Annotated in this window: 22 protein-coding genes; 17 read left to right on the top strand and 5 right to left on the bottom strand. The window is 72.1% G+C overall.

Going from position 1 to position 26,029, the window contains the following annotated elements; translation table 11 throughout:
- The first annotated feature begins 1 nt into the window (after nucleotide 1).
- The 3 genes from B0I32_RS42110 to thiD all read left to right on the top strand — a co-directional run bounded on the left by B0I32_RS42110 (nucleotide 2) and on the right by thiD (nucleotide 3,992).
- Nucleotides 2-970 (top strand): thiamine-phosphate kinase, encoded by a 969-nt coding sequence (locus B0I32_RS42110; protein ID WP_219912292.1) that lies wholly within the window; start codon nucleotides 2-4, stop codon nucleotides 968-970.
- A 269-nt stretch (nucleotides 971-1,239) separates the two neighbouring features.
- Complete coding sequence (locus B0I32_RS42105) at nucleotides 1,240-3,177, top strand: hypothetical protein (protein WP_106249261.1); 1,938 nt, start codon at nucleotides 1,240-1,242, stop codon at nucleotides 3,175-3,177.
- An 8-nt stretch (nucleotides 3,178-3,185) separates the two neighbouring features.
- Nucleotides 3,186-3,992 (top strand): bifunctional hydroxymethylpyrimidine kinase/phosphomethylpyrimidine kinase, encoded by an 807-nt coding sequence (gene thiD, locus B0I32_RS42100; protein ID WP_106249259.1) that lies wholly within the window; start codon nucleotides 3,186-3,188, stop codon nucleotides 3,990-3,992.
- Nucleotides 3,993-4,226: 234 nt separating this feature from the next.
- Here thiD and rpmB read toward each other — a convergent pair whose 3' ends face one another.
- On the bottom strand, nucleotides 4,227-4,412 hold the full coding sequence (rpmB, locus tag B0I32_RS42095) for a 50S ribosomal protein L28 (RefSeq protein WP_049556934.1): 186 nt from the start codon (nucleotides 4,410-4,412) through the stop codon (nucleotides 4,227-4,229).
- Nucleotides 4,413-4,610: 198 nt separating this feature from the next.
- Here rpmB and B0I32_RS42090 point away from each other — a divergent pair, with 198 nt between their 5' ends.
- The 8 genes from B0I32_RS42090 to mutM all read left to right on the top strand — a co-directional run bounded on the left by B0I32_RS42090 (nucleotide 4,611) and on the right by mutM (nucleotide 13,102).
- Nucleotides 4,611-6,155 (top strand): DAK2 domain-containing protein, encoded by a 1,545-nt coding sequence (locus B0I32_RS42090; RefSeq protein ID WP_106249258.1) that lies wholly within the window; start codon nucleotides 4,611-4,613, stop codon nucleotides 6,153-6,155.
- 172 nt (nucleotides 6,156-6,327) lie between these two features.
- Nucleotides 6,328-8,508 carry an ATP-dependent DNA helicase RecG gene (recG, locus tag B0I32_RS42085; protein ID WP_106249256.1) on the top strand — a complete coding sequence of 727 codons (2,181 nt, stop codon included), beginning with the start codon at nucleotides 6,328-6,330 and terminating at the stop codon, nucleotides 8,506-8,508.
- A gap of 656 nt (nucleotides 8,509-9,164) precedes the next feature.
- Nucleotides 9,165-9,731, top strand: a complete 567-nt coding sequence (rsmD, locus tag B0I32_RS42080; RefSeq protein ID WP_106249255.1) for a 16S rRNA (guanine(966)-N(2))-methyltransferase RsmD — start codon at nucleotides 9,165-9,167, stop codon at nucleotides 9,729-9,731.
- 14 nt (nucleotides 9,732-9,745) lie between these two features.
- Nucleotides 9,746-10,222, top strand: a complete 477-nt coding sequence (gene coaD, locus B0I32_RS42075; RefSeq protein ID WP_106249253.1) for a pantetheine-phosphate adenylyltransferase — start codon at nucleotides 9,746-9,748, stop codon at nucleotides 10,220-10,222.
- A gap of 54 nt (nucleotides 10,223-10,276) precedes the next feature.
- Nucleotides 10,277-10,846 carry a YceD family protein gene (locus tag B0I32_RS42070; protein ID WP_393272530.1) on the top strand — a complete coding sequence of 190 codons (570 nt, stop codon included), beginning with the start codon at nucleotides 10,277-10,279 and terminating at the stop codon, nucleotides 10,844-10,846.
- 1 nt (nucleotide 10,847) lies between these two features.
- The gene (gene rpmF, locus B0I32_RS42065) at nucleotides 10,848-11,027 is read left to right on the top strand and encodes a 50S ribosomal protein L32 (RefSeq protein WP_033409409.1); all 180 of its coding nucleotides are present in this window, start codon (nucleotides 10,848-10,850) and stop codon (nucleotides 11,025-11,027) included.
- A 291-nt stretch (nucleotides 11,028-11,318) separates the two neighbouring features.
- Entirely contained in the window at nucleotides 11,319-12,038 is a 720-nt protein-coding gene (rnc, locus tag B0I32_RS42060) for a ribonuclease III (protein WP_106249252.1), read from the top strand.
- Nucleotides 12,039-12,256: 218 nt separating this feature from the next.
- Nucleotides 12,257-13,102 (top strand): bifunctional DNA-formamidopyrimidine glycosylase/DNA-(apurinic or apyrimidinic site) lyase, encoded by an 846-nt coding sequence (gene mutM, locus B0I32_RS42055; protein ID WP_106249250.1) that lies wholly within the window; start codon nucleotides 12,257-12,259, stop codon nucleotides 13,100-13,102.
- Here the strand turns inward: mutM and B0I32_RS42050 are convergent.
- Nucleotides 13,050-14,225, bottom strand: coding sequence for an MFS transporter (locus B0I32_RS42050; RefSeq protein WP_181308390.1), 1,176 nt, complete (start codon nucleotides 14,223-14,225; stop codon nucleotides 13,050-13,052). The two genes, mutM and B0I32_RS42050, sit on opposite strands and share 53 nt — an antisense overlap.
- A gap of 94 nt (nucleotides 14,226-14,319) precedes the next feature.
- On the opposite strand from B0I32_RS42050, the gene B0I32_RS42045 reads away from it, so the two are divergent.
- The 6 genes from B0I32_RS42045 (at nucleotide 14,320) to B0I32_RS42020 (ending at nucleotide 23,076) form a co-directional block, all read left to right on the top strand.
- The gene (locus tag B0I32_RS42045; protein WP_106249249.1) at nucleotides 14,320-15,243 is read left to right on the top strand and encodes a LysR family transcriptional regulator; all 924 of its coding nucleotides are present in this window, start codon (nucleotides 14,320-14,322) and stop codon (nucleotides 15,241-15,243) included.
- Nucleotides 15,244-15,253: 10 nt separating this feature from the next.
- Entirely contained in the window at nucleotides 15,254-15,541 is a 288-nt protein-coding gene (locus tag B0I32_RS42040) for an acylphosphatase (protein WP_106249482.1), read from the top strand.
- 190 nt (nucleotides 15,542-15,731) lie between these two features.
- Nucleotides 15,732-15,926: a hypothetical protein gene (locus B0I32_RS42035; protein ID WP_106249247.1), complete on the top strand. Its 195-nt coding sequence runs from the start codon at nucleotides 15,732-15,734 to the stop codon at nucleotides 15,924-15,926.
- 163 nt (nucleotides 15,927-16,089) lie between these two features.
- Nucleotides 16,090-19,779: a chromosome segregation protein SMC gene (gene smc, locus B0I32_RS42030; RefSeq protein ID WP_106249246.1), complete on the top strand. Its 3,690-nt coding sequence runs from the start codon at nucleotides 16,090-16,092 to the stop codon at nucleotides 19,777-19,779.
- Nucleotides 19,780-19,960: 181 nt separating this feature from the next.
- Nucleotides 19,961-21,133: a signal recognition particle-docking protein FtsY gene (gene ftsY, locus B0I32_RS42025; protein WP_106249244.1), complete on the top strand. Its 1,173-nt coding sequence runs from the start codon at nucleotides 19,961-19,963 to the stop codon at nucleotides 21,131-21,133.
- A 266-nt stretch (nucleotides 21,134-21,399) separates the two neighbouring features.
- Entirely contained in the window at nucleotides 21,400-23,076 is a 1,677-nt protein-coding gene (locus tag B0I32_RS42020; protein WP_106249242.1) for a tetratricopeptide repeat protein, read from the top strand.
- A 37-nt stretch (nucleotides 23,077-23,113) separates the two neighbouring features.
- Here the strand turns inward: B0I32_RS42020 and B0I32_RS42015 are convergent, their stop codons facing one another.
- Genes B0I32_RS42015 through B0I32_RS42005 form a run of 3 tightly spaced genes read right to left on the bottom strand, consistent with a single transcriptional unit; the run spans nucleotide 23,114 to nucleotide 25,982 of the window.
- A complete protein-coding gene (locus tag B0I32_RS42015; protein ID WP_106249241.1) occupies nucleotides 23,114-23,908 on the bottom strand; it encodes an ABC transporter ATP-binding protein in 795 nt (264 codons plus the stop codon).
- Nucleotides 23,905-24,948 (bottom strand): FecCD family ABC transporter permease, encoded by a 1,044-nt coding sequence (locus B0I32_RS42010; protein ID WP_106249239.1) that lies wholly within the window; start codon nucleotides 24,946-24,948, stop codon nucleotides 23,905-23,907. The genes B0I32_RS42015 and B0I32_RS42010 overlap by 4 nt, the downstream gene beginning before the upstream one ends.
- The gene (locus tag B0I32_RS42005) at nucleotides 24,948-25,982 is read right to left on the bottom strand and encodes a FecCD family ABC transporter permease (RefSeq protein ID WP_106249238.1); all 1,035 of its coding nucleotides are present in this window, start codon (nucleotides 25,980-25,982) and stop codon (nucleotides 24,948-24,950) included. Before B0I32_RS42005 ends, B0I32_RS42010 begins: the two co-directional genes overlap by 1 nt.
- Nucleotides 25,983-26,029: the final 47 nt, after the last annotated feature.

The following is a 26,029-nucleotide window of genomic DNA, read 5'->3' as shown; positions in this document are numbered from 1 at the left end:
TGTGTGCGTCAGGAGGTGCGTCATCACAGTCGGAGATCTCGGCGAATTCGGTGTGGTAAATCGTATTACCGGACGTCTGCCCCAAAGTGCGGCGGTAATGCTCGGACCGGGTGACGACGCCGCTCTCGTCGGCGCGCCCGACGGCCGGGTCGTGGTCTCCACGGACCTGTTGCTGGAGGGCAGGCACTTCCGCCGCGACTGGTCCGGCGGATATGACGTGGGCCGCAAGGCCGCCGCCCAGAACCTGGCCGACGTGGCCGCCATGGGCGCGACGCCGACGGCCATCGTGGTCGGCCTGGGCGTGCCCGCCGACCTGCCGCTGAGCTGGCTGGACGAGCTGACCGACGGGTTCGCCGACGAGTGCGCGACGGTCGGCGCGAGCGTGGCCGGCGGTGACGTGACCCGCTGCGACCTGGTCGTCATCGGGGTGACCGCGATGGGCGACCTGGCCGGGCGCGCCCCCGTGCTGCGCTCGGGAGCCAGGCCCGGGCAGGTGGTGGCGGTGGCGGGCCGGCTCGGCTACGCCGCCGCGGGCTGGGCGCTGCTGGAGGCGGGCGTGCCGGTGGAGACGCCGCTGCTCGCGGAGGCGGTGGCCGGGCATCGGCGGCCTAGTCCTCCGTACGCGATGGGGCCCCTGGCCGCTGAGCTGGGCGCGAGCGCGATGCTGGACGTGAGCGACGGGCTGCTGCAGGACCTCGGGCACGTGGCCGAGGCCGGCGGGGTGGGCGTCGAGCTCGATCCGCGGGAGTTCGCGGTGGCCGAGCCGGTGGCGGCGGCGGCCAAGGAACTGGGGGCCGATCCGCTCGAATGGGTGCTCACGGGTGGCGAAGATCACGCCCTCGCGGCGGTCTTTCCCGCTGACGTACGACTGCCGCCCGAGTGGCAGGTGGTGGGCCGCGTGGTCGAAGGTGAGGGCGTCATGGTGTATGGGCGAGAAATCGGCCGTCGCGGGTGGGATCACTTTCGGTGATGAGTTGTCCCGATTTACGTGAAGTTTTCCTGTTTTGGGGTACGACTAGCGGGATTGCTGTGACAACGGCGTATCAAAGGTGTTATGAAGATTGGCGGCCACTGTAACCGGCAGAAAGGGCAGCCATGGGCCGCCACGGCACAGGTGGATCCGACGACGGGGAAGAACGGGGGAACGGCAGCGCATTCTGGGGTCCTGACGAGCATGACGACGCGCCAGGCTGGCCGTCGCTGCCGGACCAGCCTGAGGTGACGGGCCAGTGGGCACCCATGCCCCGGCGCGCCGACGGGCCGGCTCCGCGCGCTCCGCAGTCGGAGCCGTTCGAGACCACCGGAGCCTTCGCGGTGCCCTCCGACTCCGCCGGCGGCCTTCCACCGGCCAACGACCCCGCGGGCGCCTTCACGCCGCCGCCGTCCCCGAGAGGGGACGACTCAGGGCCGTTCGAGACGACGGGCGCGTTCACCCGTCCCTCCGACTGGAATCCGCCCGTGGATCGTCCAGGCGGCTTCTTCGACGGCGCCGCCGACCAGGCGGGGCCGGGCAAAGACCCCTTCGACGAGGCCGGCGACGGGCCTTTCGGCAGGCGCGGCGACGCCGGTGCACCCGGCGGGTTCGACCGGCAGGAGCCGTTCAACGGGCCCGACCAGACGTCGGTCTTCGGCGGCGGCCAGGGCGGGATGCCCGGCCGCGACGCGCAGGACCCCGGGCAGACGGCCTTCTTCGGCGGGCCGCAGCCGGGCGGATCCGGGCCTTTCGAGCAGCCGGACGTCTTCAGCCGGCCGGGTCCCTCCGGCCAGCCTGGTCCCAACGGCCGGCCCGGTCCCTTCGACCAGCCGGACGTCTTCGGGCAGCCGGGTCCTTCTGGTCAGCCTGGTTCCTCCGGTCAGCCTGGTCCCTTCGACCAGCCGGACGTCTTCGGCCAGCCGGGACCGTTCGACCGGCCGGGCGCGGCCGGCCGGCCCGACCCCTTCGCCCGGCCGGGCGCTGCCGGGTCGTCCGATCCTTTCGACCGGCCTTCCGGCCAGTCCGGCCCCTTCGACCAGCCGGGTCCGTTCGACGGGCGTGACGAGCGCTCGGGGCCGTTCGGCGGCCCCGACTCCCGCGATCCTTTCGACTCCTACGACGAGGACGCGAACCGCACCGCCAGGTTCGACGGCCCGCCTGGACCCGGCTTCGCCGCTCCGCCCGAGCCGGGCGACATCAAGGTGGCCGGTGAGCCGACCGCCGTGCACAACGCCCCCGCCTGGGCCGAGGCCGAGACCGGCTTCCTCGGCTCCGGCTGGGCGAGCGACTCCGACGTGCCGGACGAGGAGCCCAGAGGCCGCCGTGGCCGGCGCAGGTCGGGCCGCGGTGGCGGTGGCGGCGATGACGACATGCTGGCCGCCGCGCCGGGAGGCGCGGGCAAGGGCCGCGTGGCGCTGCTCTCCGTCGCCGCCGTGGCCGTCGTACTCGGCGGCACCGTGGCGGGCGTGAAGTTCATGAGCTCGGGCGATCCGGCCAAGTGCGAGGGCGTGACCTGCGCCGCCGTACAGACGACAGGACAGCCTGGACCCGCCGTCTCCGAGCCGGCCGAGGAGGAGGACGCCGAGCCGGCGCCGGAGGAGGAGCCGACGGAGGAGGCCGAGGAGACCGAGCCCGCCGACACTCCCAAGCCGACGGCCACCTACAGCGCCAGGGCGCCGCGCAGGACCGCGACCCCCACGCCGACGCCCACCAAGTCCAAGGTGAAGAAGACGGCGGAGCCCACGGATGACCCGCTGGTGGACGAGCCGCCGGTCGATGAGACCGTGTCGGAGGCGCCCACCGAGGACCCCGCGCCCCTGGAGGACACCGACGCGGGCACCGGCGTCGGCACGCCGGAATCGTCCGACAACGGCGACCCAGGGACGTTCGAGCAGTCGTCGAACGCCGGCTCCGTCAACGTCAAGCAGACGATCCAGCAGCGCCTGACCACCTACAAGGCCAGGATGACGGTGTCCAACGACTCCGCGCGGACGCTGCAGAGCCCCACGGTCTCCGTGCCCGTGGACGGCCGGGTCGTGGACGTGGACGGCGCCGAGTGGTCGCAGGACGGCGACCTGCTGATCCTGGACGTGTCGGGCGCCCTGGCCGCCGGTGACACGGTCGAGGTCTCGTTCACGGCCACCGGCAGGGGCTCCAAGGCTCAGAACTGCGGGATGGTCGAAGGGGAGTGCGCCGTCAGCTGAATGGTTGGATGGGGGACATGACGGTTTCGATCCCTCCCCGTGTCCTGACCGTCGCCGGCTCCGACTCCGGCGGCGGCGCGGGCATCCAGGCCGACCTGAAGACCATGCTGGCCCTGGGCGTCCACGGCATGAGCGTCATCGCCGCGGTCACGGCCCAGAACTCCCTGGGCGTCCAGGGCTACTGGGAGCTGCCGCCGGAGGCCGTACGCGCGCAGCTCGACTCCGTGCTCGGCGACATCGGCGCCCAGGCGGTGAAGACCGGCATGCTGGCCTCGCCCGCGCTGGTCGAGACGGTCGCCGGCGCGCTCGCCGCCTACCCGGCTCCCGTGATCGTGGATCCCGTCGGGGTGTCCAAGCACGGCGACACGCTGCTCGCGCCCGAGGCCGTCGAGACGCTGCGCACCCGGCTGCTGCCCGTCGCCACCGTGGTGACGCCCAACCTCTGGGAGGTGGAGCAGCTCACCTCCGTCAAGGTGGAGGACGAGGACGGGCTGCGGCGGGCCGCGGACGCCGTGCTGGAGCTGGGGCCCACCTGGGCGCTGATCAAGGGCGGCCACCTGCCCGGGCGCCCGGTCGACCTGCTCACGGACGGCACCGCCGAGTACCGCTTCACCGCCGACCGCCTCGACAACCGCCACACCCACGGCACCGGCTGCACGCTGGCCTCGGCCATCGCCTCCCGCCTCGCCCTGGGCGACGACGTGCCGGCCGCGGTGGGCAAGGCCAAGGAGTACGTGACGGGCGCGATCGCCCGCGGCTTCCCGCTGGGCGAGGGCATCGGCCCGGTGGACCACGCCTGGCAGTGGCGCCCCTGACCCGCACTCAAGTCCGTACGGTCACCCACACGGCCGTACGGGCGCCCACGCGGCACGACAACGGCCCGTGTCGGCGCCGGCCCATCTCCCGCTCGAAGCATCGCCGAGAGCCCGCGTGCCTGTCCCTCAGCCCGCCGCCGTCGCCCGGTCACGGGCAGCGGGGTGGGGGTGGGGGTGGGTACGACGAAGGCCCGCTGCTCCCCAGGGGGAGGCGGGCCTTCGTGGAAGTGAGAACTAGCGGGTGACCTTGCCCGCCTTGATGCACGAGGTGCACACGTTCAGCTTCTTCGGCGTGCCGCCGATGACCGCGCGGACCGTCTGGATGTTGGGGTTCCAGCGACGGCGGGTGCGGCGGTGAGAGTGGGACACGTTGTTGCCGAAGGTCGGCCCCTTGCGGCAGACATCGCAGACGGAAGCCACGGTATCGCTCCTTATTACAGTCGATGTAGCCCTGTCCGCTGATGCTTTCCGGGCGGAGGGCATGCCGGGACAACCGGCCAGCCAGTCGAGAATATCTGATGCGCACTATGAGCGCGAACCAGAGCATCTGGATCGGGTCAGGGCGGCGATATCCTCCTCGCACAACGGTAGCGCATGGGCGGAGGTCGCAGGACGCACATGAAGATCCTCGACCCGCCCGCGGTGCGCCGCTGGGCCCGCCTGGCCGCCGACGCGCTCGGCCGGGCCAGAACGGAGATCGACGCGCTCAACGTGTTCCCGGTCGCCGACGGCGACACCGGGACCAATCTGCACCTGACCCTGCTGTCCGCCGCCGAGGCCGTCGAGTCCCTGCCCGAGGACGTGGACGCGGCCGTCGTGTGGCAGACGCTCTCGTACGGCGCCCTGGTGGGGGCGCGCGGCAACTCCGGCGTGATCGTCAGCCAGGCGTTACGCGGCCTGGCCGAGGTGCTGAAGGACGGCGAGGACCTGCGCGCCGGGCTGCTCAGGGCCGCCGTGCTGGCCAGGGAGGCGGTCGCCAGGCCGGTCGAGGGCACGGTGCTGAGCGTGCTGGAGTCGGCGGCGCTGGCCGTGCAGGGGGTCGACGGCGACCTGCCTGAGGTGGCGCGGCAGGCGGCGGGGGAGGCGCGGGCCGCGCTGCGCCGTACCCCCGGACAGCTCGACGTGCTGGCCCGCAGCGGCGTCGTGGACGCGGGCGGCGCGGGGGCGGCGATCGTCCTGGAGACGCTGGCCGCCGTGATCACCGGCTCCCACGCCGACCACTACGAGGTGCCCGCCCCCACCCTGCGCGTGTCGCCGATGACCGAGGTCGGGGCCGGCTACGAGGTGATGTACCTGCTGGACGCCGACGACCGCGCCGTGGCCGGGCTGCGGGATGAGCTCGACGCCATGGGCGACTCGCTGGTCGTGGTAGGTGGCGAGGGGCTGTGGAACGTGCACGTCCACGTGGCCGAGGCCGGGCCGGCGGTCGAGGCGGGCATCCGCGCGGGCCGGCCGCACCGGATCAGGGTCACGTACCTGGCCGAGCGCACGCACACGGGCGGCGCGGGCAGGGGCGTCGTGGCGGTCGCGGCGGGCGACGGGATCGCGGCGCTGTTCGAGGAGTGCGGCGCGGTGGTGGTGCGCCGCGCGCCCGGCGGCCGGCCCACGCTGCCCGCCCTGCTGGCCGCGATCAGGCAGGCGGGCGCCGAGGTCGCGGTGCTGCCGAACGACGAGGGGGTACACGCGGTCGCCGCCGCGGCGGCGGAGATCGCCCGCGAGGACGGCGTGGTGGTCAGCGTGCTGCCCACGAAGGCGACCGTGCAGGGCCTGGCGGCGCTGGCCGTGCACGACCCGCTGCGCCGCTTCGACGACGACGTGGTGGCGATGACGGACGCGGCCGGGCACACCAGGTACGGACATGTGACGGTGGCGGACAGGGAGGCGTTCACCAGCGCCGGGGTGTGCCGTCCCGGCGACGTGCTCGGCCTGATCGACGGCGACGTGGCGGTGATCGGCGACTCGGTCGGGGACGTGGCCGTCACGGTGGTGGACCGGATGGTCGCGGGCGGAGGCGAGCTGGTCACGCTCGTCACGGGGGAGCGGGCGCCGCACGGCCTCGCGGGCCTGGTGGAGGACCACCTCGGACGCACCCGCCCCGGCGTGGATCTGGCCGTGTACGACGGCGAGCAGGGCGGCTACCCCGTGCTGATCGGCGTGGAGTGAGCGTCTGCCCGTTCCTTACCGCCTGGAGAGATCGTCCCCTCGTGCTGATCGGCGTGGAGAGAGGGCCTGCCCGCTCCTGACCTGCGTGCGAGGAGCGACTACCTGCTCCTGATCGGCGTGGAGTGAGCGTCGCCGGGGTTCCTGTCGGCCGCAGGCGGTAGAACTTATTGCCGTGAGCCGTTTCGACGAGCCTCTGACGAAGGCGCTCGACCCGAAGACCGCCAAGCTGCTGCACAGCGTGCTCGACCTTGAGACGGTCGGCGACCTGCTGCGCCACTACCCCCGGCGCTACGCCGAGCGCGGCGAGCTGACCTCGCTCGACGCGCTGGAGGTCGACGAGCACGTCACCGTGGTGGGCGAGGTGAGCCGGCTGATGCGCAAGCCCATGCGCAACCGCGGCGGCACCTGGCTGGAGGTCGAGGTCGTCGACGGCAACCGCAACAGGATCTACCTGTCGTTCTTCGGCAAGGGCTCCCACGTGGCGGAGTCGCGGCTCAAGCCGGGGCGGCGCGGGATGTTCGCCGGCAAGGTCGGGATGTTCGGATCGCGTACGAGCCCGCGCTGGCAGCTCGCCCATCCCGAGTTCGAGCTGTTCGAGGAGAGCGAGGCGAGCGCCGAGGAGTTCGCGTCGGCGCCGGTGCCGATCTACCCGGCGGGCAAGGACCTGACGCCGTGGGCGATCAGGCGCGCGATCGGCATCGTGCTCGACACGCTCGGCCCCCTCGACGACCCGCTGCCCGCCGGCCTGCGGGCCCGGCATGGGCTTCAGGACCTCGCGGAGGCGCTGGTGGCCGTGCACCGGCCGAAGACCATGGCCGACGTGGGGCGGGCGCGAAAGCGGCTGAAGTTCGACGAGGCGTTCGTGCTGCAGGCCGTGCTGCTCCAGCGGCGTCAGGCCGCCACCGCCTGGCCCGCGAAGCCGCGTCCAGGGCGTCCCGACGGGCTGCTCGCCGACTTCGACGCGCGGCTGCCGTTCGCGCTGACCGAGGGGCAGGAACGGGTCGGCGCGGAGATCGCCGCCGACCTGGCACTCGAACACCCCATGCACCGGCTGCTGCAGGGCGAGGTCGGCGCGGGCAAGACGGTGGTCGCGCTGCGGGCGATGCTCCAGGTGGTCGACGCCGGCGGCCAGGCCGCGCTGCTGGCGCCCACCGAGGTGCTGGCCCAGCAGCACCACCGGTCGATCACCGCCATGCTCGGCGACCTCGCGCAGGGAGGGATGTTCGGGGGCACGGCGGTCACGCTGCTGACCGGCTCCATGGGCGCGGCCGCCCGCCGCTCGGCGCTGCTCGACGCGGCCTCGGGCACGGCCGGCATCGTCGTGGGCACCCACGCGCTGCTGCAGGAGCACGTGCAGTTCGCCGACCTGGGGCTGGTCGTGGTGGACGAGCAGCACCGGTTCGGGGTCGAGCAGCGTGACGCGCTGCGTGAGAAGGCGGGCGGCGGCCGGCCGCACGTCCTGGTGATGACCGCGACGCCGATCCCGCGCACGGTCGCCATGACGGTCTTCGGCGATCTGGAGGTCTCGACGCTGTCGCAGCTGCCGTCGGGTCGCGCCCCGATCACCACCCACGTGGTCCCGGCCGCCGAGAAGCCCCACTTCCTGGAGCGCACCTGGCAGCGGGTCAGGGAGGAGGTGGGGCTCGGCCGGCAGGCCTACATCGTCTGCCCGCGCATCGGCGACCTGGAGGGCGACGAGGGCGACCTGGCCGCGGCGGCGACCGGCGGCGACGAGCGCAGGCCGCCGCTCGCCGTCCTCGACGTGGCCGAGCTGCTGACCGAGGGGCCCTTCCACGACTTGCGGGTCGGCACCCTGCACGGCAAGCTGCCGCCGGAGGAGAAGGACGCGGTGATGCGCTCGTTCACGCGCGGCGAGCTCGACGTGCTGGTGGCCACGACGGTCATCGAGGTGGGCGTCGACGTCCCCAACTCCTCCGTCATGATCATCATGGACGCCGACCGCTTCGGCGTCTCCCAGCTCCACCAGCTTCGGGGTCGCGTCGGCCGAGGCGGCCTGCCCGGCCTCTGCCTCCTGGTCTCCGACTTCCCCGAAGGCACCCCCGCCAGGGCCCGGCTGGACGCGGTGGCGGCCACACTCGACGGTTTCGAGCTGTCCCGGGTCGACCTGGAGCAACGACGCGAGGGCGACGTGCTGGGCGCGGCCCAGTCGGGCAAGCGCTCGTCCCTGAAGCTCCTGCAACTGCTCAGGGACGAGGACGTCATCGCCACCGCCAGAGACGAGGCCGCGGCCCTGCTGACGGACGACCCGGACCTCGAACGCCACACGGGCCTGCGCTCGGAGATCGACCGCCTCCTGGCAGACGAACGAGCGGAATACCTGGAGAAAACCTGACGAGAGCGCACGACGAGCTAACCGGGCGACCGTCACACCTCCGACCATGTGGCCGATCTCACTTCGACGGCGCGGCCGGTCACGCTCGCGACCATGTGGCGGGCCAGGCTTGTGGCCGCTTGGCTGGTCGCATGCCGCCCATGCGGGCCGGTCGCGCTCCTGAGCGACGGGGTCGGTCGCGCTTTTGACCACGTGGCCGGTCAGGTGGGCTCGCGTTGCGGCGGGCGGCCGGTGAAGGGTCAGAGGCCGTTTCCTGGAGGGCCGTCAGCCGGAGTGCGGCGGGTGGGAAGCCACGGCACCGCCGTAAAGGATGGGGCTGGGGTTGAAGTCGGGGTTGAAGTCGGGGTTGAAGCTGCGGCAGAGGCGCAGAGAGAGTGAGCGGGATCACAACGACGCCGCAGATGATTGGATGCCCAGCCGCGGGGACGGCCTCCCCCCGAATGCCGTCCCCGGCTGGGCCCACCCTCGGGTCAGGTGCCGAGGGAACCGGCGTGCGGAAGGGCTCACGATCACGCCGGTCGGCCTTCATGTGGGTCACCTTGAAGGCCGCAGACTCATCATGCGTGCCCGTCCGGCCGATGTGAATCACCCTTGCGCATCCGAGGCAGACACTTGTCCACTCTTGACCTGCGTGAACATGCGGAACAATGGGTCACATGACGCGGATCATCGCAGGCACGGCGGGTGGGCGGCGTCTGGCCGTGCCGCCGGGGCGCGGGACGAGGCCTACCAGTGACAGGGCGCGAGAAGGGATCCTCTTGACGCTCGATTCCCTGCACGGGCTGCCCGGCGCCCGTGTGCTCGACCTGTACGCCGGTTCCGGCGCGGTCGGGCTGGAGACGCTGTCGCGGGGCGCGGCGGAGGCGGTGCTGGTGGAGTCCGATCCGAAGGCGGTGCGCACGATCAAGGCCAACGTCGGGACGCTCGGGCTGCCGGGCGCCCGCGTGGTGGCCGACAAGGTGGAGCGGTTGCTGGCGAAGCCGGCCGACGGGCGTTACGACATCGTCTTCGCCGATCCGCCGTACGCGGTCTCCGGCGACGAGGTCCAGAAGGTGCTGGAGCTGCTGCGCGACAACGAATGGTTGGCAGATGAGGCTTTGGTGGCGTTCGAGAGGGAAACCAGGGGAAAGCCCCTCATGTGGCCTGAAGGTTACGTTGAGGAGAGGGTCCGTCGTTATGGCGAAGCGTCCGTTTGGTACGGTCGCGCCGCCGGGAACCCGTAGACCTGGGAGGCGTCTTGCGCCGCGTAGTCTGCCCGGGGTCGTTCGACCCCATCACCAATGGTCATCTCGACATCATCGGCCGCTCGGCGCGGCTGTACGACGAGGTGACCGTGGCAGTCCTCATCAACGTCGAGAAGAGCAGCCTGTTCACGGTTGACGAACGCATCGAGATCCTGCAGACCGTGACCAAGGAGTATCCGAACGTCAAAGTTCGGAAATTCCATGGCTTGCTGGTCGATTTCTGCAGACAGAACGACATCCCCGCCATCGTCAAGGGCATCAGAGTGGTCAGCGACTTCGACTACGAGCTGCAGATGGCGCAGCTCAACTACCGTCTGTCGGGCGTGGAGACGCTGTTCATGCCCACCAACCCCGAATACTCGTTCCTGTCGTCCTCGCGGGTGAAGGAGATCGCCCGATACGGTGGCGATGTCTCGGGTCTCGTGCCGGACCTGGTGCACAACCTGCTCATCGAGCGGCTCAGGGGCTGAGTGCGAGCTGCTATCCTTTCATTTCGGCCTTGTACGACGGCGATCCTTGTCGCCATGCCTAGCGAGAGCAGGATGACTCAGCACCTCGACCCCCGCTCCCCGTGGGTGATCTCCACTCATGACCTGGGAAAGCGGCCGGGCACGATGAGGCAGATGACTCTGACCCTCCCGGCACCGGCGGATCTCGGCGTCGACATGATCGGTGTCCCCAAGGACGCCGATGTCGAGCTGGATCTCCGGTTCGAAGCAGTGATGGAAGGCGTGCTCGTCTCGGGCACGGCGCAGTCCCCGCTCGCCGGGGAGTGCGCGCGGTGCCTCGACCCGGTCTCCTCCGAGATCGAGGTCAATCTGCAGGAGCTGTTCTTCTACTCCGACGAGGACGCCTCCGAGGATGACTCACTGCTCGACGGCGAGCTGCTCGACCTCGAGCCGACGTTCCGCGACGCGGTGGTGCTCGCACTGCCGCTGAGCCCCGTCTGCGGTGACGACTGCCCGGGGCTCTGCGCGGAGTGCGGGGTCAAGCTGGCCGAGGCCGGCGACGATCACCGGCACGAGAAGATCGACGCCCGCTGGGCGTCGTTGCAAGGTCTGATTTCCGACAAAGATAACGATCAGGAGAAGTGACGTGGCCGTCCCGAAGCGAAAGATGTCGCGGAGCAACACCCGCGCCCGTCGCTCCCAGTGGAAGACGACTGCTGTCGCCCTGGTGAGCTGCCCGCAGTGCCGTTCGCCCAAGCAGCCGCACATCGCGTGCCCCACCTGCGGCACCTACAACCGTCGTCAGGTCATCGAGCCGTCCGCCTGATCCGCTGACGCGGCCCGCCCGCCGGGTCGCCGCCGCGCTCAGTGCGTGACGGTGGCCGGCGCCGGAGGTTCCGCTCCAGCAGTTGACGTGATGCCGACCGGGTGCCAAAGTGCCTCGGTCGGCGTTACCGTCTCTTAGATGTGTGCGGCGGCGGTTCGCCCGCGGCCGTGGTGGACGCCGGGGCCTACGTTCCGTACCCCGACGCCCACCACGTTTTCGGGCATCATCCGCAGCCGACGCGCCGTGTGAAGATGTCCGAGGAGGAAACACGTGGGCGCAGGTCCTAAGCCGGTGGCCGTCGAGGTCGCCAGAGAAGAGCTGGAGCGGGTCCTTGCCGTCGGTCTCGGCCACGACATTCTCGAGCGGGCGCTGACGCACCGCTCCTACGCGTACGAGAACGGTGGCCTGCCCACCAACGAGCGCCTGGAGTTCCTGGGCGACTCGGTGCTCGGCCTGGTGGTCACCGACACTCTCTACCGCAACCACCCCGACCTGCCCGAAGGGCAGCTGGCGAAACTGCGCGCCGCGGTGGTCAACATGCGCGCCCTGGCCGACGTGGCCAGAGGGCTCGGCCTGGGCCGGTTCCTGCGGCTCGGCAGGGGCGAGGAGGGCACCGGCGGGCGCGACAAGTCGTCCATCCTGGCCGACACCCTTGAGGCGCTGATCGGCGCGGTCTACGTCGACAAAGGCCTCGACGAGGCGTTCCGGGTGGTCCACCTGCTGTTCGACCCGCTGATCGTGCGCTCGGCCTCGCTCGGCGCCGGGCTCGACTGGAAGACCTCGCTGCAGGAGCTGACCGCCTCCGAGGCGCTCGGCGTGCCCGAATACCACGTCGAGGAGAGCGGCCCCGACCACGCCAAGTCGTTCACGGCCATGGTGCGGGTCGGCGGCGAGTCCTACGGCTCGGGCAACGGGCGCAGCAAGAAGGAGGCCGAGCAGCAGGCGGCCGAGGCGGCCTGGACCCGCATCAGGGCCCGCCGCGAGCAACGCGAGAGCCAGCCGGCCGGCTGACTCCTGATCGGCGGCCGGCGTCTGACACCGGCACGCCGGCGTCTTGAGAGCCGCCGGGCGGGCCGGGAGCTGATGTCGGTGCCGTGCCGGCGGGCCGGGACTTGATGTCGGTGCGGCGCCGTCGGGCGGAGGGCTTCGGAGGATGGTTCTGGAGCTCCCGGATGTTGTCCAGAAGGTGAGAGCTAGGTTGCCCCAGCGTCCAGAGGGCGAGGTCGGAAGTGCCTGAGCTGCCGGAGGTCGAGGTCGTCAGGCGCGGCCTCGCGCAATGGGTGACCGGGCGTGAGATCGCCGGCGCCGAGGTGCTCCACCCCCGCGCGATCCGCCGTCACCTGCCCGGCGCCGACGAGTTCGCCGCCCGGCTCAAGGGCCGCGTGCTCCTGTCCGCCGAACGCCGCGGCAAGTACCTGTGGCTCCCGCTGTCGGGGGCGGCCGAGTCGCTCATGGCCCACCTGGGGATGAGCGGCCAGCTGCTCGTGGTGGACGGCGACACGCCGCCGGAGAAACATCTGCGGGTGCGCCTGCGCTTCGAGGACGGCGGCCCCGACCTGCGCTTCGTCGACCAGCGCACGTTCGGCCACGTCATGCTCACCCCGCTGGCCGGCGACGTGCCCGAGCCGATCTCGCACATCGCGCCCGACCCGTTCGAGGCCGTGTTCGACGAGGACGAGTTCACCCGCAGGCTCAGGACGAAACGCACCGAGATCAAGCGGGCCCTGCTCGACCAGTCCCTGATCAGCGGCGTCGGCAACATCTACGCCGACGAGGCGCTGTGGATCGCCAGGCTCCACTGGGCCCGCCCGGCGAACACGCTCACCCGCCCCAAGGTGGCCGAACTGCTCGCCGCCGTGCGCACCGTGATGGGCGCTGCGCTGCTGCAGGGCGGCACGTCGTTCGACAGCCTGTACGTCAACGTCAACGGCGAGAGCGGTTACTTCGAGCGCTCGCTTGAGGTGTACGGGCGCCGCGACCTGCCCTGCTCCCGCTGCGGCAGCCCCATCAAGCGCGAGGCGTTCATGAACCGCTCGTCCTACTCCTGCCCCAGATGCCAGCGACGATCGCGCTGACCAGCGTGAGCCCGGCTCCGGCCCACATGACGGCGGAGATGGGCAGCCCGTCCGCGATCCGGCCGCCGGCGAACGAGCCGAGCGCGATGGAGACGTTGAAGGAGCCGACGAAGAGCGCCGTGCCGAGCTCGCCCCCGCCCTCCCGCATGATCCACAGCTGCAGGGTGACGCCGACACCGCCGTAGCCGAGCCCCCACGCCACCAGCGCGACCAGGGGAGGCAGGGCGCTCAGCGCCAGCGCGGCCATGGACAGCGTCATGAGGCCGGTCAGCACGATCAGCGTGGCCCGGGGATTCCTCGCCGCGCGGGCGCCGGCGGCGAAGTTACCCGCCACGCCGGCGGCGCCGTACAGGAGGAGTGCGACGCCGATGAAGGCGGCGCCGGCGAGCGAGACCCGCTCCAGGAACGGGCGGACGTAGGTGTAGGCGGCGAAGTGGCCGGAGACGGTCAGCGCGGTCAGCAGCAGAACGACGTTGAGCGGCCCTGAGAGCCACGAGAGGCGCTTTTCCCGCGCCGCCGAGGTCGAGGACCCGGCCGGGGGCGGCAAGGGCGGCAGCGTCACCGCCAGCAGCACGACGAGACCGAGGGCCAGCACCCCGGCGGCGGCGAACGCGCTGCGCCACCCCGCGTACGACGACACGAACGTCGCCGCGGGCACCCCGAGCACCGAGGCCACCGACACGCCGGACAAGATGATCGACGTGGCCCGCCCGACGGCCCGCTCGGGGACCAGCCGCGTCCCGAGCCCGGCCGCGAAGGCCCAGAACCCGCCGATGCTCACTCCGGTCAGCACCCTGGCGGCCAGCATGACCAGGTGGTTCTGGGCCAGCGCGCCGGCCAGGTCCGCCACCGCCAGCACCGCCATCAGCCCGAGCAGGATCGTCCTGCGGTCGATCTCCCGCGCGGTCACCGCGAGCACGGGCGCGGCGACCGCGGCGACCAGCCCGGTGAGCGACATCGTGAGCCCGGCCGTGCCCGTGGACACCCCGAGGTCGGAGGCGATCGAGGTGAGCAGTCCCACGGGCAGCATCTCGCTGCTCACGATGGTGAAGGTGCCCATCGCGACGGAGGTCACGGCGAGCCGGCGCGCGCGTACGGCGCCGGAGATGTCGGTGGTCGTCATGCCGCCCAGCCTCCGGCCGGACCACGTGCGGGAACAATGACGAATGCCGAAGGCTTGGTTTAGGCAGGCTCAACGATCTGCCGGAGGTGCTGGGATGGAGTTCAGGGAGCTGGAGTGCTTTCTCGTGCTCAGCGAGGAGTTGCACTTCGCGCGGACGGCCGAGCGCCTCTACCTGTCGCCGGGAAGGGTGAGTCAGCTCATGCGCTCCCTGGAGACCAGGATCGGCGGCCGGCTGTTCGACCGGACCAGCAGGAGGGTGCGGCTGACCCCGCTCGGCGAACGGTTCCTGGCCGACCTGCGCCCCGCCTACGACGGCCTGGCCGGCGCCGTGAACCGGGCCAGGACGGCGGCCAGGGAGGTGACGGGTGTGCTCAGGGTCGGGTTCCTGGCCACGCCGACCGACGTCGTGACGGGCAGCGTGCGTGCCTTCGAGCGGCGCAACCCCGGCTGCGCGGTCGAGCTGGTGGAGGTGCAGTTCACCGACCCCTTCGGCCGGCTGCGGGCCGGGCAGGTGGACGTCACGTTCACGCTGCTGCCCCTGGACGAGCCCGACCTGGCCGCCGGCGGGGAGCTGAACCGGGTCGGCTACACGCTCGGCCTGTCCACCCGCCACCCGCTCGCGGGGCGGGCCGGCATCGGGGCGGAGGAGCTGGCGTCCGTGCCCCTGATCGGGCTGGACGGCCCGGCCCCGCGCTGGTGGCACGAGCGGGTGGCACCCTCCGTGACCCCTTCCGGACGTCCGATTCCCCTGGCCGGTAGGGTGGCGACCACCCAGGAGGGCCTGACCCAGGTGGCGCTCGGCCGGGGCGGCATGCTGTTCTGCGCGCCCACGGCCCTGCAGCACCAGCGCCCCGACGTCAGCTTCGTGCCCGTCGCGGGGCTGCCCGCGTCGATCTTCGGTCTCGCCTGGGTGAAGAACGGGGAAAGCGCGGCCGTCAGAGCCTTCCGCGAGGCGGCGGAGTCGGCTGCCGAGCAGCTCTCGGGGCAGGGAGCCGGTGACCGGGTCCTGGTGGCGTGAGGGGGATGAGATGGCGGAGGGCGAGGAAGACGTCCGGCTGACCGCCTGGGTGCGTGGCCGCGTCCAGGGTGTGGGCTTCCGCTGGTGGACGCGGGCGCGTGCGCTGGAGCTCGATCTCGTGGGATGGGCTCGCAACACCGACGACGGCCGGGTGGAGGTGGTCGCGGAGGGATCACGCGCGGCGTGCGTCAAGCTGCTGGAGCTGCTGAGAAGTTGCGACACGCCGGGCAGAGTGGATGGAGTAGTGGAACGATGGAGCGAACCCCGAGGTAGTTTGGGCGGGTTTGTCGAGCGGTAGCCGCTTTTGTCAAACGCCCCAAATAGGGTATAGTTGTATGTCGGGAGTGCCCATCAGTAGGGCTCAGCGGTTTGTTCGACTTGACCGCCCACACTGCCGGTGCGACTCTTGTTAGGTACCACGCGCACCCCTCCCGCGGAATAGAAGTGCGCGAACCAGTCTGGTCACTCAGCGTGGAGGACCCTTTACCATGGCGAAGGCTCTACTCGGCCACGTCGGCGGTCCTGACCCTCGGATGGTCTCGGAAATGCGCCGCCTGCAGCAGCGTATCCGGGATCTGGAGGCAGAACTCATCCGACTTCAGGCCACCAATGACGCTCTTGCGGCGCAAACCCGCGACGAGGCGATAAGCCGTATGCAGGAGCGCGAGCCGGCCCTCACCTGAGAGCGGTCGGAGCGCAACCCAGGGACGTCTCATCGAGGCGTCCCTTGTTATTTTCCCTGAATGCCAAAGCCCTGGTCAAACGCCTTACGTGCGCGGATGCCGCCGCGGGGCGGCGTGGACCAGTAGGCTTTTCCGCAGTCCGTTCAGGGGAAAGGGGTCGCGCTTGTATCTCAAGACCCTCACCCTGCGCGGCTTCAAGTCCTTCGCCTCCGCGACCGCCCTGCGCTTCGAGCCCGGCATCACCTGCGTCGTGGGGCCCAACGGCTCGGGCAAGTCCAACGTGGTCGACGCCCTGGCCTGGGTCATGGGCGAGCACAGCGCCAAGTCGCTGCGCGGCGGCAAGATGGAAGACGTGATCTTCGCCGGCACCTCGTCCCGGCCGCCGCTCGGCCGCGCCGAGGTGACGCTGACCATCGACAACACCGACGGCGCGCTGCCGATCGACTACACCGAGGTCACGATCAGCCGGCTGATGTTCCGGTCGGGGCAGAGCGAATACGCGATCAACGGCGACACCTGCCGCCTGCTCGACATCCAGGAGCTGCTGTCCGACTCCGGCATCGGCCGCGAGATGCACGTGATCGTGGGGCAGGGCCAGCTCGACGCCGTGCTGCACGCGGGCCCTGAAGACCGGCGCGCGTTCATCGAAGAGGCCGCCGGCGTGCTCAAGCACCGCAAGCGCAAGGAGAAGGCGCTGCGCAAGCTGGACGCGATGCAGGCCAACCTGACCCGCGTCCAGGACCTCGCCACCGAGCTGCGCCGCCAGCTCAAGCCGCTGGGCCGGCAGGCGGAGATCGCCCGCAAGGCCGCCGTCATCCAGGCCGACCTGCGTGACGCCCGGCTCAGGCTGCTGGCCGACGACGTGGGCATCCTGCGCGCCACGCTGGAGCGCGAGGCCGCCGACGAGGCCGCGATCACGGCCAGGCGGCAGCAGGTGGAGGCCGAGCTGACCGAGGGGCAGCAGCGCGAGGCCGCGCTGGAGGCGGCCGAGGCCGAGACCCAGCCGCGGCTGGCCGCGGCGCAGGAGACCTACTTCCGGCTCTCCTCCCTGCGCGAGCGCATCACCGGCCTGGAGCAGCTCGCTTCTGAACGCCACCGCCACGCGCTCGACGCCGCCGCTATCGAACGCCGCGGCCGCGACCCGGAAGACCTGGAGCGCGAGGCCGCAGAGGTGCGCGAGCGGGAGCTGATCCTGCGGGCCGAGCTGGAGCAGGCCGAGGAGCTGCTGGAGGAGGCCGTCCAGCGGCGCGCCGAGGCCGAGGCGGAGCTGAGCCGGGAGGAGCAGCGGCTCGCGCTGGCCGCCAGGGCCGCCGCCGACCGCCGCGAGGGCCTGGCCAAGCTGCGCGGCCAGGTCGATTCCGTACGCAGCAGGGGCCGCGCCGCGGAAGAGGAGATCGGGCGCCTGCGGCAGGCCGTGGCCGACGCGGGCCGGCGCGAGCAGCAGGCCAGGGAAGACCTGGAGGCCCAGCAGGTCGAGGAGCCGGCCGTCGATCCCGCGCTGGTGGAAGAGCTGGCCGCCGCGCAGGCCGCGGTCGAGGAGGCCAGGGCGGTGGCCGACGCGGCCAGGGCGGCGGCGGAGGAGGCCAAGTCGGCCCTCGACGCGCCGCGCGCCGCGCTCCAGGCCGCCAAGTCTGCCGTGGGCACCGCCCGCGCCACCGACCAGCAGGCGCAGCGCTCCGTCGCCGCGCTGACCGCCCGGCGTGAGGCACTGGAGCTGGGCCTGGCCAAGGGCGACGGCGGGGCCGCGCTGCTGGAGGCCGACCTCGGCGGGGTGCTGGGGCCGCTCGCCGCCTCGATGCAGGTGACACCAGGCGCCGAGCCCGCCGTCGCGGCCGTCCTCGGTCCCGTCGCCGAGGCGATCACGGTCAAGTCGCTCGACACCGCGGTGGAGGCCCTGGAGTTGCTGCGCTCGCGGAGCGCCGGCCAGGCGACCCTCCTCGTCGCACTGGGCGCGGACCGGCACGACAGGAGCGGGCCCGCGCGGGCGGCGGCTCCCGGCGGCGGGCGGTGGGCGGCCGATCTGGTGACGGTCCCCGATCATCTGCGCTCGGCCCTCGAACACGTGCTGGCCGACGTCGTGGTGGTGGACGACCTGGAGACCGCGCGGGCGGTCGTCGACCGCCATCCGCGGCTGCGCGCCGTCACGACGGGCGGCGACCTCGTCGGCGCCCACGTCGCCGCCGGCGGCTCCGAGGGCGGCACCTCCGTCCTCCAGGTGCGCGCGGCGCTCGACGAGGCCGTCAGGGATCTGGAGGAGGCCGAGACCAGGGCCGAGCAGGGCGCGCTGGCGCTGGACGAGGCGGTCGCCGGCGAGCAGGCCGCGCAGGCCGCCCTGGAGGCCGCCCAGGCCCACGTGAGCGAGGCCCAGACGGCCGTCACCACCGCCCAGGCCGGCGTGAGCGCCGCCCAGGGCGTGCTCGACCAGGTCAGGGGCCGCCAGCGGGAGGCCGACCAGCGCAACGCGGCGGCGGCCAGGCGGCTGGCCCAGCTGGAGGCCGCCGCCAACGCGGCCCGCGACGAGGCCGAGCGCCTGGCCGTGAGCGTGACCAAGGCGGAGGAGGCCCGCGCCGAGGGCCTGGAGGAGCTGGCCGAGCTGGAGATCCGGCTGGCCGAGGCCGAATACGCCCAGGAGCTGGAGTCCGAGCCCACCACCGACCAGCGCGACGACCTGGCGAGCGCCTGCGAGAGCGCCAGGCAGCGCGAGATGGACACCCGCCTCCAGGTGCGCACCGCGGAGGAGCGCGTCAAGGGCATCGAGGGCCGCGCGGACGGCCTGCTGAGGGCGGCCAGGCGCGAGCGCGAGGAACGCGCCCAGGCGGCCGCTCAGCGCGCCAGGCGCAGACGGCAGGCCGCCGTGGCCGAGGCCGTCAGCAAGGGTGCCAAGAAGGTGCTCGCGGCCCTGGCGACGTCCGTCCAGCTCGCCTCCAGGGAACGCGACGAGGCCGACCTGGCCAGGGTGGCCGTGGACGCCGAGCTCAAGCAGGTGCGCCTGCGGGTGCGCGAGCTCGGCCAGGAGCTCGACAAACTGGTCAACCGGGTGCACGGCAACGAGGTGGCCCGCACCGAGCAGCGGCTCCGGCTGGAGCAGATGGAACAGCGGGCGCTGGAGGAGTTCGGGGTCGAGAGCGAGGCCCTGATCGCCGAGTACGGCCCCGAGGCCATGGTGCCCGGCGAGCCGCCCGTCCCCTACGTGCGCGAGGAGCAGGAGAAGCGGGCCAGGGCGGCCGAGCGGCAGATGAACCAGCTCGGCAAGGTCAACCCGCTCGCCCTGGAGGAGTTCGCGGCCCTGGAGGAGCGGCACGCGTTCCTCAACTCCCAGCTCGAAGACCTCAAGAAGACCAGGCGCGACCTCATGACCGTGGTCAAGGAGGTCGACGACCGGGTGGAGCAGATGTTCTCCTCGGCGTACGAGGACGTGGCGCGCGAGTTCGAGCAGATCTTCGGCCGCGTCTTCCCCGGCGGTGACGGCAGGCTGGTGCTCACCGAGCCGAGCGACATGCTGACCACGGGCATCGAGGTCGAGGCCAGGCCGCCGGGCAAGAAGGTCAAGCGGCTGTCGCTGCTGTCGGGCGGCGAGCGGTCGCTGACGGCGGTGGCGTTCCTGATCTCGATCTTCAAGGCGCGGCCGTCGCCGTTCTACGTGATGGACGAGGTCGAGGCGGCCCTCGACGACACCAACACGCAGCGGCTGCTGATGTTGTTCGAGGAGTTGCGGCAGAGCTCGCAGCTCATCGTGATCACCCACAACAAGCGCACGATGGAGATCGCCGACGCCCTCTACGGCGTGTCGATGCGCGGGGACGGCGTGACGCAGGTGGTCAGCCAGCGGCTCAGGGAACGCGAGTCCGCCTGACCGGGTGACAGGGGATTCGGCGGCGGGGCGATACGGGCGATCCCGCTGGGTGGAACGGGCATGCCGGCGGGGTGACTCGTGGCGTGGCCGACGGGGTGAGACGGGACATGACGGCCGACATGAGGCGGGTTGTGACCCTGCTGGTCCAATCGGGCCGGTCGATCTGGAAAACTGACATGTTGTGGATGGTTACCTCGGCGTCATCGTGATCGTGGCCGTCGTCGCCCTGCTGGCGGTCGGCGGTCTCCTGCTGTTCTTGCGGCCGGGGCGTAAGACGCCTCCGCCGGTGGTGCCGCCCGAAGCTCCGACGCTGCCCGAGGAGAAGCGGCCGGCGGGAGCGGACGAGGAGGCCGAGGGCGCGACCACCACGCTGCCGCCGCCGGTCAAGCCCGCCGAGCCGGTCGTCGTCGAGCCGGAGGTCGAGGTTCCGCCGCCGTCCGCCGGCCGGATGGTGCGGCTGCGCGAGCGGCTCGCCCGCTCGCAGAGCGCGCTCGGGCGCGGGCTGCTGGAGCTGCTGTCCCGCGACCGTCTCGACGACGACGTGTGGGACGAGATCGAGGAGCGGCTGATCACGGCCGACGTGGGCGTCGCGCCGACCCGCGCCGTCGTGGAGGAGCTGCGCACCAAGGTCAAGGTGCTGGGCAGCCGCACCCCCGAGGAGGTGCGCGGCCTGCTGCGCGAGCAGTTGCTCGCCCAGATCGACCCTGACCTCGACCGCACCCTGCACGTCAAGAAGCACGGCGAGCGGCCCGCGGTCGTCCTCGTCGTCGGGGTCAACGGCACCGGCAAGACCACGACCACGGGCAAGCTGGCCCGTTCGCTCGTCGGCGACGGCAAGAAGGTCGTCCTCGGCGCGGCCGACACCTTCCGCGCCGCCGCCGCCGACCAGCTGCAGACCTGGGGCGAGCGGGTCGGCGCCGACACCGTGCGCGGTCCCGAGGGCGGCGACCCCGCCTCCGTCGCGTTCGACGCGGTGGCCAAGGGCATCGAGGAGAAGGTCGACGTGGTCATCGTCGACACCGCGGGCCGCCTGCACACCAAGACCGGCCTGATGGACGAGCTGGGCAAGGTCAAGCGGGTCATCGAGAAGAAGGCCACGGTCGACGAGGTGCTGCTCGTCCTCGACGCCACCACGGGCCAGAACGGCATGCGCCAGGCCCAGGTGTTCGCTGAGGTGGTCAACATCACCGGCATCGCGCTGACCAAGCTCGACGGCACCGCCAAGGGCGGCATCGTGATCTCGGTGCAGCGGGAGCTGGGTGTGCCGGTCAAGCTCGCGGGGCTGGGCGAGGGGCCCGACGACCTGGCGCCGTTCGATCCCGAGGTGTTCGTGGACGCCATTCTCGGTGAGTGACTTACGGCCCTGCAGTAATCGGTTACGGATCACGCCTTACCAGATAAGTGTTGATCGACCACTTTTTGATGTGTTGACATGTATCGGTCATCAAAAGATCGTTCGGTCCCATTGTTGGTGAAAGGCCCCCCATGAAGAAGATCGTCGTTCATCGGCCAGGAACCGTGAAGCCGGCCGCCTCGGCCGCGCCGCGGCACCACTCCTGACCAACCGGCCGGCGTCCCCGCAGGGGCGTCGGCCACGCCGGACGACGAAAGAGGGACGGCGTGGACACGATCTTCCTCGACGCGAACCGCCGGATCGGCGGCCCCTACACGCTCGGCGCGGCGCTCCTGGCCCACCTGGTCCCGCCCGCCCTCGAACGACGGCCCGACCTGGTGGCCGCGCACGACATCGAGATCCGGGCCGCCGCGCCATCGCTGCGCGACCTCGTGCCGGCCCGCAGGCGCTCGCTGGCCGACGACCTGCCCAGAGGGCAGCGGGTGCTCGTGCCCGGCGCGCGGCGCAGCCTGCGGATCGCCAACGGGCTGGCCGAGTTCGTCCGCGACCACCTGGCCGGCTCCGGCCCCCTGACCATGACCGTCGCCAACCTCGGCGAGGCCGACCACACCGACCGTGAGCTGGTGACCGTGCTGCGGCGGCGGGTCGAGCCCGGCCTGCTCACGATCGAGGAGGGGCCGTCGGCCCCCGGTGCCGGGCCGCTGCGGGCCGACTTCGACCGCTACCGCGACGAGGGCTTCCACCACGCCATGGCGGAGGCGGGGCTGGAGGCGCTGCGCGGGCTGGCGTACGAGGACGATCCCGACCGCTGGCAGCAGCTCCTCCAGCGGGTCGCCGCGTCTCTGGAGGCGATCGAGCGCGAGGACGAGGCCCGCGAGCTCTACGACCGGGCCAGGCGGGTGAGCACCGACCCCAAGCACCGCGCCACGATCGCGTACGGCACCGCCATGATCCTCGTCCGCCACCACGACCACGCCCGCCGCGACCCCGAGCAGGCCCTGGCCTGGATCAACGAGGCCGTCACCATCACCTCCCTGCTGCCCGACGCCCGGGAGCGGGCCTTCCACCTCGGGTTCGACCTCAACGGCAAGGCCCTGGTCGAGGTACGCAGGGGCCGCCACGGCGCGGCCATGGAGCTGGTGCGCCAGGCCGTCGAGCTGGCCGAGACCGACCTGCCGGACGAGCACCCGATCCATCGGCTCGTGCTGTACGGCAACAGGGCCCAGCTGCTGGCCCTGGCCGGGCAGCGGGAGGCGGCGCTGGCCGACTACGACCGCGCCGTCGCGCTCGACCCCGGCTATCCCGACTACTACCTCGACCGCGGCAACCTGCTGCACGAGCTGGGCCGGGAGGAGGAGGCGCTGGCCGACTACGAGGCGGTGACGCGGCTGAGCCCGCCCTTCCCCGAGGCGTACTACAACCGCTCCGAGGTGCGCTACGCCCGCGGCGACCTGGCCGGAGCCCGCGCCGACCTGGACCACACGCTGGAGCTGGACCCGGAGTTCGCCCCCGCCTACGTCAACCGCTGCGGGCTGCACGTGGCCGCGGGCGACTACGCGCGGGCCCGCGAGGACGTGGAGCGCGGCCTGGCGCTCACTCCCGGCGATCCGCACTTGCTGTGTGTGCTCGGGCAGGTGGAGCTGGCCGAAAACCACTACCCGGAGTCACGCATCGCCTTCGATCAGGCCCTCGAGGCCGATCCCGAGCTGCTGCCGGCCTGGGCGGGCCGGGCGGAGCTGGCCTTCGAACGCGGCGACCACGAGGCGGCGCTGGCCGACCTGTCCCGGGCGCTGAAGCTGGAGGAGACGGCGGAGCTGCTGTTCAACCGGTCCCTGGTGCACCGGGCGGCCGGGCTGGTCAGTCAGGCCAGGCAGGACCTGCTCAGGGCCGCGGAGCTGGCCCCCGACGACGCGGACGTCACCAGGGCGCTGCACGAGACCTGAGCGCCGCCGAGACCTGAGCGCCGGCGACGTCAGCAGGTCAGGGGGCCGGGTGGGAGAGCGGGCGGATGGGGACCACCAGGGGAGTGCCCGCGACCGGATCCGCGATGATCTTGGCGTCCAGCTCGAACACCTCCCGCAGCAGATCCTCGGTCAGCACCTCGTGCGGCGTCCCCGAGGCGATCACCCGGCCGGCCCGCATGGCCACCAGGCGGTCGGCGTAGCGGGCGGCCAGGTTGAGATCGTGCAGCACCATGACGACGGTGCGGCCCGCCTCCTCGTGCAGGTGCCGGACCAGCTCCAGCACCTCCACCTGATGCGCCAGGTCGAGGAACGTGGTGGGCTCGTCGAGCAGCAGCAGGTCCGTGCCCTGGGCCAGGGCCATGGAGATCCACGCTCGCTGCCGCTGCCCGCCCGACAGCTCGTCCAGCGGCCGTTCGGCCAGGTCGGCCAGGCCCGTCATGTCCAGCGCCGCCGCGACCGCGCCCTCGTCGTCGGAGGACCACTGCCGGTACCACGTCTGGTGCGGATGCCGGCCCCTGGCCACCAGGTCGGCCACCGTGAGCCCTTCCGGCGCGGTGGGAGCCTGGGGCAGCATGCCGAGGATCTTGGCCACCTCGCGGGTGGGGATCCTGTCGATGCGCTTGCCGTCCAGCAGCACCTCGCCGCCCTGCGGCTTGAGCAGCCGGCCGAGGGCGCGCAGCAGCGTGGACTTGCCGCAGCCGTTCGGGCCGATGATGGTGGTCACCGTGCCCGCTTCGATGCCGAGGTCGAGGCCGTCCACGATCAGGCGGTCGCCGTACCCGAGCTTGACCCCGGCGGCCTGCAGTCTCACTTTCGCGACCTCCAGATCAGGTGGATCAGGTACGGCGCGCCCAGCACGGCCGTGACGATGCCGACGGGCAGCTCGATGGGGGAGAAGACGGTCCTGGCGATCAGGTCGGCGGCGGTGGTGAGCACGCCGCCGACGACCGCCGAGCAGAGCAGCGGCGGCCGGCCCGAGCGGGTGAGCCGCAGCGCGATCTGCGGCGAGGCCAGGGCCACGAACGCGATCGGCCCCGCCGACGCCGTGGCCACGGCCGCGAGCAGCACGGCGGCCAGGATCATCAGGGCGCGGGCCGGGTTCATCCGGACGCCGAGCGCGGTGACCGTGTCGTCGCCGAAGCGCAGGGCGTCGAGCGAGCGGGTGCCGAGCAGGGTCAGCGGCACCAGCACGACCAGCGCCAGCGCCGTCGGCGTCACGTGCTCCCAGCCCCGGCCGTTCAGCGAGCCGCTGATCCAGACCATGGCGCGGCTGGTGTCGTTGACGTCGCCGACGGTCAGCAGCCAGAACTTGACGTTGGTGAACACGGCGGCGACGCCGATGCCGACCAGCACCAGGCGGTAGCCGTCCAGGCCGCGCCGCCAGGCCAGGCCGTACACGACGGCCGCGCCGAGCAGGCCGCCCAGCAGGGCGAGGGCGGGGATGCCGAGGCTGGACAGCAGGCCGCTGACGCCGCCGTACGCGCTGCCGCTGGCCACCACGCCGGCCACCACGGTGACCGAGGCGCCGGTGGTCACGCCGAGGATCTCGGGGCTGGCCAGCGGGTTGCGCGCGATCGACTGGATGATCGCGCCCGACAGCGCCAGCGCGGCTCCGACCAGGGCCCCGGTGAGCGCGCGGGGCAGGCGCAGCTCCATGATCACGAAGTGGGCGGGGCTGGCGGCGTCGAACGTGCCCGTGACGACGTCGGCCAGCGTCATCGGCAGGTCGCCGATGCGCATGTTCAGCGCCATGAGCAGGGCCAGCAGGACGACGCCGGTCAGGGTGAGCACGACGCCGCGCGGCCGTACCTGCCAGGCCAGGCCGCCGACGCGCAGGGGCAGGATGGTCATCACAGCCGGACGGGCTTCCTGCGGCGGACCAGGGCGACGAAGAACGGGGCGCCGAGCAGCGCGAGCACCACGCCCACCTCCAGCTCTCCCGGCGGCGCGACCACGCGGCCGATCACGTCGGCGACCAGCAGCAGCGCCGCGCCGATCAGCCCCGAGTACGGCAGCAGCCAGCGATGGTCGGTGCCCGACAGCGGCCGGGCCAGGTGCGGCACGATGAGCCCGACGAACGCCAGCGACCCGCAGGCGGCGACCGCCGCGCCCGAGAGCAGGGTGACGGCGGCGACGCCGACGGCGCGGGTCATGGGGATGTTCTGGCCGAGGCTGCGGGCCACGTCCTCGCCCAGGGAGAGCGCGTTGAGCCCTGGGGCGTTCACCATCGCCAGCACCAGGCCGGCCAGGATGAACGGCAGCACCTGCCACACCACGTCGCCGCCCCTGGCCGCGATGGAGCCCGCCTGCCAGAACCGGAACACGTCCATCGCCTGCTCGTCGAGGAGCACGATGGCCGAGGTCAGGGCGTACAGCAGGGCGCTGACGGCGGTGCCGGCCAGCGCCAGCGTGACCGGGGTCGGCCCGCCCCTGCCGCCCGCCATGCCCAGCGCGAACACCGCCACGCTGGCCACCAGCGCGCCCACCAGGCCGAACCAGATGTAGACCAGCAGGCTCGACGCGCCGAACAGGATGATCGACGACACCATCGCGAACGCGGCCCCCTGCGTGACGCCGAGCAGGCCGGGGTCGGCCAGCGGGTTGCGCGTGTGGCCCTGCATGAGCGCGCCCGCCACGCCCAGCGCGAGCCCGGCGAGTACGCCGAGCACGGTCCTGGGGACGCGCAGCGAGCGGATGACGATGTCGTTCTCGGTGCCGGTCGGGGCGGTGAGCGCGTGCCAGGCGTCGGCCGGCGGCACGGACTTGGAGCCGATCGTGATGCTCAGCACCACCGCGACGGCGACGGAGGCGAACAGGACCAGCAGCACCGTGAACCGGCGGCCGCGGAGGTCATGGAGACGCGGGGCGACGGCTGTTGCGCTCACCCGGCTCCTCCTCGACGTTCGTGATTCCGCTGAAGTATGCCAGGTTA

It is taken from the genome of Nonomuraea fuscirosea (assembly GCF_003001935.1).
Taxonomy (GTDB): Bacteria; Actinomycetota; Actinomycetes; order Streptosporangiales; family Streptosporangiaceae; genus Nonomuraea; species Nonomuraea fuscirosea.
Note: the sequence above shows the minus strand (reverse complement) of the source record. Positions and strands in the feature narration are given on the sequence as shown.

Coding starts and splice junctions, on each gene's coding strand:
- B0I32_RS42010 (WP_106249239.1), bottom strand. CDS start 24,948: ATGACCATCCTGCCCCTGCGCGTCGGCGGCCTGGCCTGGCAGGTACGG.
- rsmD (WP_106249255.1), top strand. CDS start 9,165: ATGACGCGGATCATCGCAGGCACGGCGGGTGGGCGGCGTCTGGCCGTG.
- B0I32_RS42045 (WP_106249249.1), top strand. CDS start 14,320: ATGGAGTTCAGGGAGCTGGAGTGCTTTCTCGTGCTCAGCGAGGAGTTG.
- B0I32_RS42050 (WP_181308390.1), bottom strand. CDS start 14,225: ATGACGACCACCGACATCTCCGGCGCCGTACGCGCGCGCCGGCTCGCC.
- B0I32_RS42070 (WP_393272530.1), top strand. CDS start 10,277: ATGCCTAGCGAGAGCAGGATGACTCAGCACCTCGACCCCCGCTCCCCG.
- B0I32_RS42040 (WP_106249482.1), top strand. CDS start 15,254: ATGGCGGAGGGCGAGGAAGACGTCCGGCTGACCGCCTGGGTGCGTGGC.
- B0I32_RS42105 (WP_106249261.1), top strand. CDS start 1,240: ATGCCCCGGCGCGCCGACGGGCCGGCTCCGCGCGCTCCGCAGTCGGAG.
- B0I32_RS42035 (WP_106249247.1), top strand. CDS start 15,732: ATGGCGAAGGCTCTACTCGGCCACGTCGGCGGTCCTGACCCTCGGATG.
- B0I32_RS42090 (WP_106249258.1), top strand. CDS start 4,611: ATGAAGATCCTCGACCCGCCCGCGGTGCGCCGCTGGGCCCGCCTGGCC.
- thiD (WP_106249259.1), top strand. CDS start 3,186: ATGGGGGACATGACGGTTTCGATCCCTCCCCGTGTCCTGACCGTCGCC.